Origin of the sequence: Nocardia sp. NPDC046763 (genome assembly GCF_040645495.1) — a bacterium.
GTDB lineage: Bacteria > Actinomycetota > Actinomycetes > Mycobacteriales > Mycobacteriaceae > Nocardia.
Window position 1 is genome coordinate 20,871 of the sequence record NZ_JBEYYI010000012.1, and the last position, 15,060, is coordinate 35,930.

The window sequence follows — 15,060 nt, forward strand, 5'->3', positions numbered from 1 at the left end:
GGAACCGGGATACGATTGTGAACCCACCAGGCGGCGGGCATCTGGGCGATTGGCCCTGGCCTACGGGGACTTTCATGGAACGGTTGTGCGCGCGCAGCCGCCAGGACCTGCTCCAGCTCGGCGTGCAGACCTACTGCCCGCCGGGCACCGTGCTCATGCGCCAGGGCGAACCCGGCACCACGGTGTACCTGCTGCGCTCGCTGTCGGCGTGCGTGAAGATCACCGCGGCCGACGGCAAGCTCTTCGCGATCCGGGTCAGCGGCGACGTGATCGGCGAACTGGGTGCGCTGGTACCGGATTCGCCACGGTCCAATACCGCGACGGTGTGCACCGCCACCATCGCGCACCGTATTCCGGGGTCGGTGTTCATGGCGTTTCTGGAATCCCATCCGGACGGTTCGCTGGTGCTGTGCCGCTCGCTGGCCGATCGGCTGGCCTGGTCCGATCAGCGGCGCCTGGACTTCGGCGGCTGCCACGTGCACATCCGGCTCGCCCGCCTGCTGGTCGAATTCGTCGAATCCTGCGGGCGGCGTGCGGAAACGGGGTGGGAGATCACCGTGCGACTGTCCTACGAGGAGCTCGGCAATCTCGTCGGCGCCGGTGTGGACGCGGTGGGACTGGCCATGCGCGAAATGCGGGAGTCCGACCTGGTGCGCCTGAACAACCGGCACGTCCACGTCCGGGACCTCGAAAAACTGCGTCGATTCGCGGAATTGGAGGAGTGATTCCCGAAATTCTGCCGAGAGACCTGATTTTTCAGGCTTTCTTACATCCGCACCGTGTCACGCTCGAGGAGTCTCCCCATCATGGATCCGGGGCAGAACCCACGGGAGGTGTGACCGATGTCGGCACCCGAAATACCGTCCGGATGTACAGCGGTCGACGGGCTCTATCGCGCGCTGACCCTTGTCCACAGCCCACTGGCGGCCGCGCTCATCGTCGCCGCCACGACGGGGCGGTGGCCCGACCGGGACGAGCCGGCCAGCGCGCTCGTGGTCAGGGTCCGTTAGGTTCCCGCGTCATTGCCGCAGGGCCGCAGCGAGATCCGCGTTGAGGGCGAGGGCCGGGAGGGAAGCGACGAGCATGTCGACGAGGGACTCCCGGGTGATGGGTTCCTCGCGGAGCCAGGTCAGGGTGGTTTCCTCGACGAAGGCGATCCAGCCGCGAACGGCCAGGCCCAGGCGGGGGCGGTCGGGGTCCTCGGCGGGGATGGGGGTCTCGGCGATGATGCGGTCCACCAGGGCCATGCGGGTGGCGTCGACCAGGGCGACCAGTTCGGGGCTGGCGCTGGCCGGGCCGCGGAGCAGGGCCAGGTAGGACGTGCGGTTCTCGGTGACGTAGTCGATGTAGCGCTCGACCGAGTCGCGGAGCATGTCGAACAGCGCCAGCTTCGGGTCGGGCGAGGTGCGTTCCAGCAGTTCGGCATTGGCGTGCTGGATGATGGCCAGGTGGAAGTCCTGCTTGGTGGGGAAGTAGTGGAACAGCAGGCCGCGCGAGATGCCGGCCTGTTCGGCGATCTCGCCGATGGAGATGTCGTCCAGGGCGCGTTCACGCAGCATGCTGGTGCCGAGTGTGATCAACTGCTCGCGGCGTTCGGCGGGGCTCAGGCGCACGCGTTTGCCCCGGCTGTCCGGTCTGCTGCTCACGGCGCGCTCCTTGGTCATCGGTCCAACGTTAGGCCATCTTGTCATGTCTTACTGAACGTGAGTCAATACTGTTGACTCCTGCTCAATAAGACCCTACGCTCGGATACATGAGTCGCAAGGTTACAGACAAAGCTGTCGGCAACCGGCCGGTCCGGCACTCCCGCGTGATCATCGTCGGCAGCGGGTTCTCGGGCCTGGGCCTGGCCATCCGGCTGAGCCAGCAGGGACGCACCGACTATCTCGTGCTGGAGCGTGGCAGCGATGTCGGCGGCACCTGGCGCGACAACACCTACCCGGGTGCGGCCTGTGACGTGCCCTCCCAGCTGTACTCCTACTCGTTCGCGCTCAACCCGGAGTGGTCGCGCTCGTTCTCCAAACAGCCGGAGATCCAGCGCTACATCCAGGGTGTCGCCGACAAGTACGGCGTGCGCGACAAGCACATCTTCGACTGCGAGATGACCGGCGCTCGGTGGAACGCCGAGGACGCCCGCTGGGAGATCCAGACCAGCCAGGGCCCCTTCACGGCCGACATCCTGGTCTCCGCCGTCGGCGCGCTCTGCGAGCCCAACCTGCCCGACATCAAGGGCATCAACGACTTCCAGGGCGAGATCTTCCACTCCGCCCGCTGGAACCACGACTCCGACCTGACCGGCAAGCGCGTCGCCGTCATCGGCACCGGCGCCTCCGCCATCCAGATCGTCCCCAGCATCGCCGGTGAGGTCGCGCACCTCGACGTCTACCAGCGCACCGCGCCCTGGCTGCTGCCCCGCGTGGACCGCGAGTACCTGGCCCCGGAGAAGTTCGCGCTCAAGCGCATTCCCGCGCTGCGCAGCCTCTACCGCGCCGGGATCTACGCCGCCCGCGAGACCCAGGTGGTCGGACTGGCCAAGTTCCCGCCCGCCATGCTGGGCCTCGAGGCCATCGCCCGCGCCAAGCTGTTCGCCGAGGTGCGCGATCCCGAGCTGCGCCGCAAGGTCACCCCTAACTTCCGCATCGGCTGCAAGCGCATGCTGATCTCCAACGAGTACTACCCGGCGCTGAGCCGCGACAATGTCGACGTGGTGACCGACGGGATCAAGGAGATCCGCCCGGGCTCCATCGTCACCAAGGACGGCACCGAGCGCGAGGTCGACGCCATCATCGTGGCCACCGGCTTCCATGTCACCGACTCGCCGGTCTACGACACCGTCTCCGGCCGCGACGGCCGTACGCTTTCCGAGGTTTTCGAGGCCATCGGTCAGCAGGGCTACAAGGGCTCGGCCATCAACAACTACCCCAACATGTTCTTCATGCTGGGTCCGAACGTGGGCCTGGGGCACACCTCGATGGTGTTCATGCTGGAATCGCAGATCAACTACATCTCCGACGCCATCGCGCAGTTCGACAAGCTGGGCCTGCGCACGGTCGAGGTCCGCAAGGACGTGCAGGATGAATACAACGCCGGCCTGCAGCGCAAACTGGAAGGTGCGGTGTGGAGCACCGGCGGCTGCGCCTCCTGGTACCTCGACAAGCACGGCAACAACACCACGCTGTGGCCGGACTTCACCTTCCGGTTCCGCAGTCTGCTCGAGCACTTCGATGTCTCGGCCTACGACACGACCACCGAGCCTGTCGCACAGGCCGTCTAGTCCACCCAACCCAGACAACCGAAGGCGGTAACCGTGAGCAACGACGCTTACTTCAAGGACAAGGTCTGCGTGATCACCGGTGCGGGTTCCGGCATCGGCCGCGCCCTGGCGGAGAACCTGGCCCGGCGCGGCGCGCTCCTGGCGCTGTCCGACATCGACGACGAGGGCCTCGCCGAAACCGTGCGACGCTGCGAGAAGTACGGCGTCAAGGTCAAATCCGACCGGCTCAATGTGGCCGAGCGCGAGGCCGTCCTGCTCTACGCCGATGACGTGAAGAAGTACTTCGGCAAGGTCAACCAGATCTACAACAATGCCGGCATCGCCCACCACGGCGATGTGCTCGACACCGCCTTCAAGGACATCGAGCGCATCATGGACGTCGACTTCTGGGGCGTCGTCAACGGCACCAAGGCGTTCCTGCCGTTCCTCATCGAATCCGGCGACGGCCACGTGGTGAACGTGTCCAGCCTCTTCGGCCTGATCGCGGTCCCCGGCCAGAGTGCCTACAATTCGGCCAAATTCGCGGTCCGCGGCTTCACCGAGGCGCTGCGCCAGGAAATGCTCATGAGCGGCACCCCGGTCAAGGTGACCTGCGTGCACCCCGGCGGCATCAAGACCGCCGTCGCCCGCAATGCCACCGTCTCCGAGGGCCTCAACCAGAAGAACCTGGCCGCCCTCTTCGACAGCAAGCTGGCCCTGCACACCCCGGAAATGGCCGCGCAGACCATTACCGAGGCCGTCCGCAAGGGCCACGGCCGGGTGCTCATCGGCTGGGAGGCCAAGGCTCTCGACCTGTTCGTGCGCACCACCGCCTCGTACTACCAGCGCATCTCCGCCGTGGTGCAGAAGCGCTTCCTGCCGTAGGACAGTGACGAAGGAAGGACGCTCGGTCATGCCCGATGTGACACTGCCATTGCCCATCGTCCGCGCCGCGTTGAATCCGCTCTTCCGGATCGTGCTCAACCATCGGCTGCCGTTCAGTGTCCAACGGGCGCTGCTGGATTGGAGTTCGGTGGCGCAGCGCGCGCCGCGGGGCACCCACGTGGAGCACGTCGAACTCGGCGGCCGTCCGGCCGAACGCGTGACGGTCGGGCCGGTCTCCGACAACGCCACCGTGCTGTACCTGCACGGCGGCGGCTACACCGTCTGCTCGCCGGCTACGCACCGGTCGCTGGCGGCCTATCTGGCGCGGGAAACCGGTTGCGCCGTCCAGGTTCTGGACTACCGGCTGGCTCCCGAGCATCCGTTCCCGGCGGCGCTCGACGATGCCGAGGCGGCCTTCCTGGACCTGGTGGCCGCCGGCTATCGGCCGGAACGCATTGCGGTGGCCGGTGATTCGGCCGGCGGTGGGCTGGCGCTGGCGCTGGCGCTGCGGCTACGCGACCGGCACCGGCTGGTTCCGGCCGCGCTCGGCCTGATCGCGCCCTGGGCCGACCCGAACGAGGTGCCGGTCCGGGACCGCGATCTGGTCATCGACAAGCGGTGGTCGCGGGCCTGTGCCGCCGCCTATCTGGGTGCGGGCGACCGCACCGACACCGGTTACGCGCCGCTGCTCGCCGACCCGTCCGGGCTGCCGCCGACCTATGTCCAGGCCGACGTGGACGAACTGCTGCACGCCCAGTGCACGCGGCTGGTCGCGCAGCTGCGAGCGGTCGGCGTGCCGGCCGAGTTCACCGAGACCCGCGGACTGTGGCACGTGGCCCAGTTGCAGGCGAGTCTCGTGGTCCCCGCCGCGGCCGTGACCGCCGAGCTCGGACAGTTCCTGCGGCACGCCCTTCGACCAGCGCAGAGCCGGTCAATAGGATAGGGAGAAGACATAACGCGGGACCGTCCGAGCATCGGTTCGGGCGGTCCGCCGGGAGTTACCCGTGAGCGTGGCGTAAATTACCCGCCAGTAAACCCACTGTGGAAGGGCAGCGATGCGAGAGTTCGAAGTCCCGGCTACCTACACCATTCCGGAGAACGCCAATATGTCGGACGGCGCGTTCCGGCATGCGGAGAAGACCCCCAACCTGGTCGTCTTCAACACCCCGGATGGCAAGGGCGGCTGGAACGACGTCACGGCGGCGACGTTCGCGAAGACCGTGACCGAGGTGGCCAAGGGGCTGGTCGCCTCCGGCGTCGAGCTCGGTGACCGCGTCGCCATCATGGCCCAGACCAGCTACGAGTGGGTCGTGCTCGACTTCGCCATCTGGGCGGCCGGCGGCTGCACCGTCGCCATCTACGACTCCTCCTCCGCCGAGCAGGCGCGCTGGATCCTCGAGGACTCGGCCACCAAGCTCACCGTCGTCCAGAACGACAAGCACCGCACCACCATCGCGGAAATCGAAGGCGGACTGGACAGTCTGCGGGAAGTCCTGCAGATCGACAAGGGCGCCATCGCCGACCTCGTCGCCCGTGGCGCCGACCTCGACGACGCCGTCGTGCACGAGCGGCGCGCCCAGGTGAAGGCCGCCTCCCCGGCGACCCTCATCTACACCTCCGGCACCACCGGCCGGCCCAAGGGCGTCATGCTCTCGCACGCCAACCTGTACGCCGAGTCGGCCGCCGACCGCTCCGCCATGAGCGAGTTCCTGCAGCCCGGCCGCAAGTCGCTGCTGTTCCTGCCGCTGGCCCACGTCTTCGCCCGCGCGGTCGCGCTGGCCGCCTTCGACGCCGGTGTCACCGTGGCCCATACCGCCGACTGGTCCACCCTGGTCGAGCAGTTCGGGGAGTACAAGCCGAACTTCATCCTCTCGGTGCCGCGCGTATTCGAGAAGGTGTTCAACGGCGCCAAGCAGAAGGCGCACGACGGCGGCAAGGGCAAGATCTTCGACTACGCCACCGAGATCGCCATCCAGTACAGCCAGTCGCTGCAGAGCGGCGGCCCGAACATCGTGCTCAAGCTGCAGCACATGCTGTTCGACAAGCTGGTCTTCTCCAAGCTGCGCGAGGCCATGGGCGGTCAGTGCGAGTCCGCCGTCTCCGGCGGCGGCCCGCTGGGCGCGCGCCTGGGCCACTACTTCCGCGGCGCCGGCGTCACCATCTACGAGGGCTACGGCCTCACCGAGTCCACCGCCGCCGTCAGCGTGAACACCCCCAAGTTCATCAAGGTCGGTTCGGTCGGCCGCCCGCTGCCCGGCCACGGCGCCAAGGTCGCCGAGGACGGCGAGCTGCTCATCCGCGGCCCGGTCGTGTTCGGTGGCTACTGGAACAACCCCGAGGCCAGCGCCGACGCCTTCGACGCCGACGGCTGGTTCAAGACCGGCGACCTCGGCGCCATCGACGAGCAGGGCTTCATCGCGATCACCGGCCGCAAGAAGGAAATCCTGGTCACCGCCGGCGGCAAGAACGTCTCCCCGGCCATGCTCGAGGACTCGCTGCGCCAGAACGCGCTGATCAGCCAGGTCATGGTGGTCGGCGACGGCCAGCCCTTCATCGGCGCGCTCGTCACCCTCGACCCCGAAGCCCTGCCGGCGTGGAAGGCGCGCAACGGGATTCCCGCCGACACCCCGATCGAACACGTCATCGAGAACCCGGCCCTGGTCGGCGAGATCAATGACGCGGTCGCGGCCACCAACAAGCTGGTGTCGCACGCCGAGGCGATCAAGAAGGTCCGCATTCTCCCGGTCGACTGGACCCAGGAGGGCGGCGAGCTCACCCCGAAGCTGTCGCTCAAGCGCGCCGTCGTCATGAAGCAGTACGCGGCCGACGTGGACGCGATCTACAACTCCTGATCGGCTCCGGAGACATCCGGAAAGGCAAGGGGCCCGCGGATTTCCGCGGGCCCCTTCGCGTTCGCGGGTAACAGCCCCGGGCGCATCGGTGAATAACGAATCCTCGTGATGTGGCGGTCCGGTGTTTACCGGAAGCATCGATGCCATGAGCGACAACGGGATCGGCCCCACCGCCTCGTGATCCCGGCTCGCGGGTCCGGCGTCCTGCTGCCGGTCCGGGGTCGCGCTCCGGCATATCCTCGAAACTAGTTGCTTTGAAACTAGTGTTATGGATACTATTGCTCCGTCGAAAGGAGCCCGCAATGTCCACCGCCACCGCCCTCACGCCGCCCGTCACTGCCGTGTCCACTCCACTCGCCGCACCCGCCCACCGGTGGCTGGGGCTGTCCGCGATCATCGGCGCGACGCTGATGAACATGCTCGACACCAATGTCGTGAACGTCGCGCTGCCGATGATCCGGCGTGATCTGGGCGGCACCTACGCCGCGATGCAGTGGATCGCTGCGGCCTACACGCTGGTGCTGGCGGTCGGGCTGCTGACCGGTGGGCGGCTCGGCGACCTGTTCGGGCGCCGGCGGATGTTCCTCGGCGGCACAATCGGATTCGTGCTCGCCTCGGTGGCCTGCTCGCTGGCCGCGTCGCCGGAGGCGCTGATCGGTGGGCGGGTCGCGCAGGCCGCGGCGGCCGCGCTGATGGTGCCGCAGTGCCTCGGGATGATCCGAGATCTGTTCCCGGACACCGCGGATCAGCCCAGGGCGTGGGCGGCGTTCGGCACCACCCTCGGCGTCGCGAGCATTCTCGGGCCGATTGTCGCCGGCCTGCTCATCAAGGTGGATCTGCTCGGCACCGGCTGGCGGTCGATCTTCTGGATCAATGTGCCGCTCGGGCTCTTCGCCCTGATCGGGGGTATCGCGGCGCTCCCCCGGCGCGGCGGGGACCGCACCGGCGGCCTCGATCTGCTCGGCGTCGTCCTGGCCGGTTCGGGTGTCGGGCTGCTGATCTACCCGCTCATGCAGGGTCGTGAGCACGGCTGGCCGGCCTGGAGCCTGATCATGCCGGTGATCGGTGTCGCGGTGCTCGGGATCTTCGTTGCGCAGCAGCGGTTCCGGACCGCCGCCGGCCGGACCCCGCTGGTGCGGCTGAGCGTGTTCGGCCGCCGTTCCTACAGTGCCGGAGTGCTTTTCGAGACCGTGTTCTTCATCGGCATCATCGGTTTCTCGCTCGGCCTGGGCCTGATGCTGCAGCTCGGCTTCGGTTACAGCCCGATCGGCGCGAGCATCGCCATGGCGGCCTGGGCGCTCGGCTCCTTCTTCGGTTCCGCCATCGGCGCGGAGGCCCCGAAGCTGGGCCGCAAGGTGCTGCACCTGGGCGTCGGCATCATGACCGCCGGGCTGGCCGGCCTGTACGCGGTGCTGCACCTGGTCGGCACCGGTCTCAACGCCTGGGAGCTGGCGGGTCCGCTGCTGGTCGTCGGATTCGGTATGGGCATGGTGTTCGTCCCGATGTTCAGCATCATCATCGGCGAGATCGAGGACGACGAGGTCGGCTCGGCCTCGGGCCTGCTGGAATCGGTGCAGCAGCTGGCGGGCGCGCTCGGCGTCGCGGTGCTGGGCACCGTGTTCTTCAACCGCTTCACCCACCTCGGCGGCGCCCCGCGCGGCAATGCCCTGATCGGTATGGAGCACGTCACGCTCGTCGGCATCGGGCTCGGCATCATGGCCTTCTGCCTGGCCTTCCTGCTTCCGCACGCGGCCCGCGAGGCCCACTGATCCACGCCGCGAACATCATTCGACAGGCCCCGCCCGCGCGGGGCCTGTCGTCGTGGCAGGGTGGGGTCCCGCGCGTCACCGTGCGGGTGTGGGTAGGCGGTCGAGGAAATCGGCGATGAGCCCGGCGATTTCGGCGACGTGGGTTTCCAGGGCGAAATGCCCCGTATCGAACAGGTGGAGTTCGGCATCGGGGAGGTCGGCCAGATAGGCACGCGCGCCCAGGGCGGGGAAGAAGGGGTCGTTCGCGCCCCAGGTGATGAGGGTGGGGGGAGTGTAGGTGCGGAGCCAGGACTGCCATTCGGGGTAGCGGGCCACGTTCGACTTGTAGTCGAAGGCCAGGGCCACCTGGGCTTCCTTGCGGCCGGGGAGATCGAGGTAGTGCTGGTCCAGGGTCCAGGCATCAGGGTCGAGCAGGGCCGGGTCGGCGACGCCGGTTTCGTATTGGCCGCGGGTGCCCTCGAGGGTGAGCAGGCCGCGGATGACCTCCTCGTCGCCCTCGTGGTCGGGGCGCAGGGCGACGAAACCCTGTGCGGCCTCGGACAAACCGGCTTCGTAGGCATTGCCGTTCTGAACGATGAGACCGGTGATCCACTCCGGATGCCGGGTGGCCAGGCGCAGGCCGATGGGCGCCCCGAAGTCGAAGATGTACATGGCGAAACTGGTCAGGCCCAGCTGCTGAACGAAACCCTCGGTGATGTCGGCCAGGTGGTCGAAGCTGTAGTCGAAATCCGCGGGGGCGACGGTGTTTCCGAAGCCGGGATAGTCGGGGGCGATGAGGCGGTAGCGGTCGCCCAGGGCGTCGATGAGGCGGCGGAACTGATGGGACGCGGTGGGAAAACCGTGCAGTAGCAACAGGACCGGGGCGTCCGCGCGGGCGGGCGCCGACTCCCGGTAGAAGACCTCGACGCCATCGACCTCGAGGCGGCCGTGCCGGACGGTGGGGAGCGGGTGCAGGACCCGGGAGAGTGCGCTCACGGCTTCACATGCTTTCTGTCGGCGATGTTGCATTAGTTCTACGCCGATTCCGGCTAATGTGTCAACGGCTCGAGGTAGCATTAGCGACGTGGCTGATCTCGAACCGTTGATCGGTGAACCCCTCGCACTGGACCTGGTGAACACCCGGCCCACCGGTGCCGACCTGCTGGAAACCCCTGCGCAGCTGGCGGATTGGCTGCGCCTGGAGGCCGATCGCCTACCCGAGCCGCCGCCGCAGCGCCTCACCGGCGCCGACCTGGCCGCCGTTCACGCGGTGCGCGACCACACCGCCGTGGCGCTGGACGCGATGCTGCACGGCCGCCGCCCGCCGGCCGCCGCACTGCGTGGCCTCGCCGAGGCGCAATCGGCCGCGCCCGCCATCCGCCGCCTGGACTGGAACGGCGATGCCGTCACCGAAACCGTGGCGCGTCTCGGCGATCCGGGCGCCCGGCTGGCCGCGCACCTGGCCGATGCCGCCGCGACCCTGCTCACCGATCCGGCCATCGATCGCCTGCGCCGGTGTGGTGCGGAGGACTGCGTCATGCTCTTCCTGCCCGCGCATCCGCGCCGCCAGTGGTGCTCGCCCGAGCGGTGCGGCAACCGGGTCCGGGTCGCCCGCTACTACCAGCGCCACCGGGCCACCGACTGATTCGCCGAATTCCTCGCCGGTTCACCCGAATTTTCCGGGCGGGGGCCGATGATTTCGGCGTGGCCCCCGCGTCCTACCTTCCGGGTGCCGCCGCACCTGCCCGAAAACGATCGAGGAGGAACCCGTGCCCGCTCTGAACCCGTACCTGCTCTTCAACGGCAATGCCGAAGAGGCCATCACCTTCTACCAGTCTGTCTTCGGCGGCGAGGCGACCATCGTCCGTTTCCGCGACATGGGTGAGACCCCGCCGGAGATGCCCGAGGACGTGCTGAACCGGGTCGCCAATGCACAGCTGCCGCTGAGCGAGACCAATATCCTCATGGTCTCCGACTGCCCGCCCGGCAGCGAGATCGACAACTCCAAGCCGGGTTTCACCGTGCAGGTCGAGGTCGAGTCGGCCGCCGAGGCCGAGCGGCTGTTCAACGAGCTCGCGCCGGGTGGATCCGTTTCCATGCCGCTGGGCCGGGTCCAGTGGGCCGAGGCGTTCGCCATGGTCACCGACAAGTTCTCGGTGCCGTGGATGATCAACTACACCGGTAGCGCGCTGATGTGATTCACTCCGGCCCGCCGGGCCGGTCCTCCGCGAAGCGTTCGGCCGCGAGTTCGCGAAAACGCCTGGCGGCCAGCGGCAGATAGGCATCCGTGCGCCAGACGAGGTGCAGGGTGCGGCGGCAGTAGACGTCGTCGAGGTGCAGCCAGGCCACCGCCGGGCCGGAGTAGTCGCGCGCCATGGCCGGGAGCAGGCCGATGCCGAAGCCGGTGGCGATCAGGCCGCGGATCGCGGAGGGCTCGTCGCCCTCGCAGACGATCGTGGGGCGCAGCCCGGCGCGGGCGAATACGCGATCCAGCACGGTGCGTTGCCAGTAGTCGGGTGAGGTCGTGATGAAGGGTTCGGTCGCCAGCTCGGCGACCGTGACCCGATCCCGGCCGGCGAGCCGATGTGTGGGCGAAACAGCCAGTAGCACTTCCTCGTCCAGCAATTCCTGCCCGGCCAGGCCGGGTGTGTCCGGCGTCAGCGAAACCACCCCGAGGTCGAGGTTGCCGGCCGCCAGCCGGGCCGACACCTGTGCGGCGGTGCCCGAGAAAAGCTGGACGCGTACACCGGGATACGCCTGCAGGAAGTCCGCGATCACGTTCTGGACGACTCGCAGATTCTCCGCCCCGATCGTGATCGCACCCCGCTCCAGCCCGGCCAGATCATCGAGCTCCCGGCGGGCACCGTCGAGTTCGTCCAGGGCGCGATCCACCCGCGTGAGGAAGGCCGCGCCGAAGCGGTTCAGCCGCAGCCGCCGTCCCTGCCGGTCGAAAAGCGGTACGCCCAGCTCGTTTTCGAGCCGGGTGATGGTCCGGCTCAGCGAGGGCTGGGCCACCCGGAGTTCCTCCGCCACCCGGGTGATGTTCTCGGTGCGGGCCACCATCCGGAAGTAACGCAGCTGCAGTAGATCCATACTTATAACTCTAGAGGCATTGGCGTATAGCACTTTTGGTCGTGGAAGCTATGAGCCGTCGACCTTACGGTTCAAATATGACCGCACTGCACGTTCCCGCCCGCCCCGAAGCTCCCACGGCCGCAGCCAATCCCTGGATCACGCTGGTGGCCGTCACCGGCGGTCAGTTCCTGGCCGTCCTGTCCACCACCGTCATGAGCGTGGCGCTGCCGACGATCGGCCGCGACCTGCACGCGGATGGCACTGCGACCGAGTGGATCGTCAATGCCTACGTTCTGGTCTACGCCAGCCTGCTGATGCTCAGCGGTGGACTCGGCGACCGATTCGGCCGCAAGGGCGTCTTCCTCCTTGGCATGCTGACCTTCGCGCTCGGCGCACTGATCGCGGGCCTGGCGCCGAATGTCCCGATGCTGTTGGCGGGCCGCGTGATTCAGGGCATCGGCCCTGCCCTGCTGGTGCCCACCAGCCTCGCCGTCGTCCGCGCCGCCTTCCCGGACGAGCGGGAGCGGGCGGTCGCGATCGGGGCCTGGTCGACCTCGTCCGGCCTGGCGCTGGCGGTGGGCCCGATTCTGGGCGGTGTCGTTGTGACCGGATTGGGCTGGCGCTGGGTGCTGCTGCTGAACGTGCCGCTGGTCGCCGTGTTCGCGACGGTCGCGGCGTTGGTCGTGCCGCGCCTGCCCCGCACGCCGGCCACCGGCCGGTTCGATTGGCAGGGCGCGCTCCTGACCACGACGGCCATCGCGGCGCTCTCGTTCGGATTGATCGAGGGCCGCGGGCAGGGCTGGGCCTCCGCGCCGATTCTGGCCGCGTTCGGGCTGGCCGCCGTCGCCGCGGTGGCGTTCGTGCACTGGGAGCGGCGGCACGCCGATCCGCTGGTGGATCTCACGCTGTTCGGCCACCGCGGCTTCGCCGCCGCGAATCTGGCCGGTGCGGTGGCGTTCTTCGCCTTCGTCGGGCTGATCGTGTACCTGAGCGCGTATTTCCAGCAGGTGCAGGGGCATTCGGCGGTCCGGGCCGGGCTCGATGTGTGCGCCATCGGGGTCGCGTTCGCGCTGGCGACGCCGCTGTCCGGACGACTGGTCGGCCGCTTCGGTCCCCGGATTCCGATGGTGACCGGACTGACGCTCGGCGGTCTGGCCGTCGCGGGCCTGCTGACCGTGCAGCGCGACACCGGCATCGGCTCGATCTGGTGGCTGCTGGCGGTGGGCGGCTTCGGCATCGGGCTGTGCCTGACCCCGATGACCGCGACCGTGCTGGCCGCCGTGCATCCGCACCGCGCGGGCATGGCCTCCTCGGTGCACAATGCGCTGCGGCAGCTGGGGCAGGTGCTCGGGGTCGCGGTCCTGGGCGCGCTGGCCTATTCGGGACCGGCCCTGAGCGTGACCGGCCTGCACCACGCCTTCGCGGTGGCGGGCGGCAGCCTGCTGGTCATGGCCGTGATCGCCGCCGCGGCGCTGCGGACCCGGGCTCATTGAGGACGGCGTCACGCTTCCGTAATCCTTCGAGCCGTTCCACGAGCCGACCCGCGCAGTAGGGTCGGTTTCGTGGCGGGTAGCGGATTACGGACGGCCGGTGGAATTGTCGCCGGCGGCGTCACCCTGGGTGTGGCGGAGCTGGTGTCCGTGCTGGTCAGCCCCGACAGCACGCCCCTGCAGGCGGTCGGGGCATGGATCATCGACCACACGCCGGACGGGTTCCGGGAGTGGATCATCGGCCTGGTCGGCACCAATGACAAGCTGCTGCTGTTCGTGACCATGGGTGTGGTCGCGGTGGTGCTGGCCGCGGTAGCCGGGACCGTGGAGCGGGAGCGGCGGCCCTTCGGGTCCATCCTGTTCGCCGTCTTCGGGTTGCTGTCCACCATGGCCGCGCTCGGTCGCCCCAATGCGGCCTGGACCTGGGCCTTCCCTTCGATTCTCGGCATGATCTCCGGAATCCTGGTGTTACGCAGCCTGATCAGCCGGATCACCCGCTTCGGCGAACTCGCCGCGACTGCCGCCGACGCGGAAACATCCGAGCCGCAACGGCTTTCACCCGCCGAGCTGGCGGTGGAGCGGCGGCTGGTGGTGCGCGGGATCGTCATCACGGGCGTGGCCGCGGCGGTCGGCGGCATCGCGGGACGGATCATCGGGCTGCGGTCGCGAGATGTGTCGGCCGAGCGCGCGGATGTGCAGTTGCCCACGCCCACCGGCGCGGAGCCTTCGATCGAGCCGGGCGCGGATCTCCAGATCCCCGGTCTGACGCCGTATCTCACCTCGAACGCCGACTTCTATCGCATCGACACCGCTCTCACCGTGCCGCAGGTCAGCAAGGACGACTGGTCGCTGCGCATCCACGGCATGGTCGATCGCGAGATCCGTTTGACCTACGCCGATCTCGCCGCCAAGACCCCCATCGAACGGCTGGTCACGCTGGCGTGTGTGTCCAATCCGGTCGGCGGCAATTTGATCAGCAATGCCCGCTGGCTCGGCTATCGGCTCGACGAGCTGATCACCGCCGCCGGACCGCATCCCGACGCGGACATGGTGCTCTCGCACAGCATCGACGGCTTCACCGCGGGCAGCCCGCTCGCCGTGCTGATGGACGGCCGCGACGCCATGCTGGCCGTCGGCATGAACGGCGAACCGCTGCCCACCGCGCACGGCTATCCCGCACGGCTGGTGGTGCCCGGCCTGTACGGCTACGTGTCGGCCACCAAGTGGGTGACCGAACTGGAGATCACCAGATTCGATCGCGCCGAGGCGTTCTGGACCAAGCGGGGCTGGTCGGCCAAGGGCCCGATCAAGACCGAATGCCGCATCGACACCCCCCGAGGCCGCGGCACCATCGCCCCGGGCAAGGTCACCATCGCGGGCGTGGCGTGGGCGCAGCATCGCGGCATTCGCGGCGTGGAAGTCCGTATCGACCAGGGGGATTGGCGGCCCGCCCGGCTGGCGGTGGCCCCGTCCATCGACACCTGGGTGCAGTGGGCCTACGACTGGGACGCCACCGGCAGCACCGGCGTACACACGGTGTGGGCGCGCGCGACCGATGGCACCGGGGAGACCCAGACCGACAAGGAGCAGGACGTCGTCCCGGACGGCGCGACCGGATATCCCTCGCTCACAGTGCGAATCGGCTGAGTACGCCCCGCTCCGGCGAGACGCACCGGCCGCTCGCGCCCCGGCGGCGAGACGCTGATGGACTTTCCCATCGAGACGGCCCTCGACTGGACCCGCCTCGAGGGCCTGCC

13 protein-coding genes are annotated in these 15,060 nt (G+C 68.5%); 10 read left to right on the forward strand and 3 right to left on the reverse strand.

What is annotated here, in order from left to right:
• Window positions 1-17: 17 nt before the first annotated feature.
• On the forward strand, window positions 18-725 hold the full coding sequence (locus tag ABZ909_RS20510; protein WP_357001863.1) for a Crp/Fnr family transcriptional regulator: 708 nt from the start codon (window positions 18-20) through the stop codon (window positions 723-725).
• Window positions 726-1,019: 294 nt separating this feature from the next.
• On the opposite strand, the gene ABZ909_RS20515 is transcribed toward ABZ909_RS20510, so the two are convergent.
• On the reverse strand, window positions 1,020-1,646 hold the full coding sequence (locus tag ABZ909_RS20515; protein ID WP_357001866.1) for a TetR/AcrR family transcriptional regulator: 627 nt from the start codon (window positions 1,644-1,646) through the stop codon (window positions 1,020-1,022).
• A 107-nt stretch (window positions 1,647-1,753) separates the two neighbouring features.
• Between ABZ909_RS20515 and ABZ909_RS20520 the strand changes: the two genes are divergently transcribed.
• The 5 genes from ABZ909_RS20520 (at window position 1,754) to ABZ909_RS20540 (ending at window position 8,759) form a co-directional block, all read left to right on the forward strand.
• Window positions 1,754-3,274, forward strand: coding sequence for an NAD(P)/FAD-dependent oxidoreductase (locus ABZ909_RS20520; RefSeq protein ID WP_357001869.1), 1,521 nt, complete (start codon window positions 1,754-1,756; stop codon window positions 3,272-3,274).
• Window positions 3,275-3,307: 33 nt separating this feature from the next.
• The gene (locus ABZ909_RS20525) at window positions 3,308-4,138 is read left to right on the forward strand and encodes an SDR family NAD(P)-dependent oxidoreductase (protein ID WP_357001872.1); all 831 of its coding nucleotides are present in this window, start codon (window positions 3,308-3,310) and stop codon (window positions 4,136-4,138) included.
• 28 nt (window positions 4,139-4,166) lie between these two features.
• Window positions 4,167-5,081, forward strand: coding sequence for an alpha/beta hydrolase fold domain-containing protein (locus ABZ909_RS20530; protein WP_357001874.1), 915 nt, complete (start codon window positions 4,167-4,169; stop codon window positions 5,079-5,081).
• 112 nt (window positions 5,082-5,193) lie between these two features.
• The gene (locus tag ABZ909_RS20535; protein ID WP_357001878.1) at window positions 5,194-6,990 is read left to right on the forward strand and encodes a long-chain fatty acid--CoA ligase; all 1,797 of its coding nucleotides are present in this window, start codon (window positions 5,194-5,196) and stop codon (window positions 6,988-6,990) included.
• A 302-nt stretch (window positions 6,991-7,292) separates the two neighbouring features.
• Window positions 7,293-8,759 (forward strand): MFS transporter, encoded by a 1,467-nt coding sequence (locus ABZ909_RS20540; protein ID WP_357001881.1) that lies wholly within the window; start codon window positions 7,293-7,295, stop codon window positions 8,757-8,759.
• A gap of 75 nt (window positions 8,760-8,834) precedes the next feature.
• Here the strand turns inward: ABZ909_RS20540 and ABZ909_RS20545 are convergent, their stop codons facing one another.
• Window positions 8,835-9,734, reverse strand: coding sequence for an alpha/beta hydrolase (locus tag ABZ909_RS20545; protein ID WP_357001884.1), 900 nt, complete (start codon window positions 9,732-9,734; stop codon window positions 8,835-8,837).
• 88 nt (window positions 9,735-9,822) lie between these two features.
• Here ABZ909_RS20545 and ABZ909_RS20550 point away from each other — a divergent pair, with 88 nt between their 5' ends.
• Together ABZ909_RS20550 and ABZ909_RS20555 are read left to right on the forward strand one after the other, a co-directional pair.
• Window positions 9,823-10,383: a CGNR zinc finger domain-containing protein gene (locus ABZ909_RS20550; protein WP_357001887.1), complete on the forward strand. Its 561-nt coding sequence runs from the start codon at window positions 9,823-9,825 to the stop codon at window positions 10,381-10,383.
• 124 nt (window positions 10,384-10,507) lie between these two features.
• Complete coding sequence (locus tag ABZ909_RS20555) at window positions 10,508-10,936, forward strand: VOC family protein (protein ID WP_357001889.1); 429 nt, start codon at window positions 10,508-10,510, stop codon at window positions 10,934-10,936.
• 1 nt (window position 10,937) lies between these two features.
• Here ABZ909_RS20555 and ABZ909_RS20560 read toward each other — a convergent pair whose 3' ends face one another.
• A complete protein-coding gene (locus ABZ909_RS20560) occupies window positions 10,938-11,831 on the reverse strand; it encodes a LysR family transcriptional regulator (protein ID WP_357001891.1) in 894 nt (297 codons plus the stop codon).
• Window positions 11,832-11,908: 77 nt separating this feature from the next.
• Here ABZ909_RS20560 and ABZ909_RS20565 point away from each other — a divergent pair, with 77 nt between their 5' ends.
• Both ABZ909_RS20565 and ABZ909_RS20570 read left to right on the forward strand, forming a co-directional pair.
• Complete coding sequence (locus tag ABZ909_RS20565; protein ID WP_357001893.1) at window positions 11,909-13,306, forward strand: MFS transporter; 1,398 nt, start codon at window positions 11,909-11,911, stop codon at window positions 13,304-13,306.
• 69 nt (window positions 13,307-13,375) lie between these two features.
• Entirely contained in the window at window positions 13,376-14,950 is a 1,575-nt protein-coding gene (locus ABZ909_RS20570; RefSeq protein WP_357001896.1) for a molybdopterin-dependent oxidoreductase, read from the forward strand.
• Window positions 14,951-15,060 lie beyond the last annotated feature (110 nt).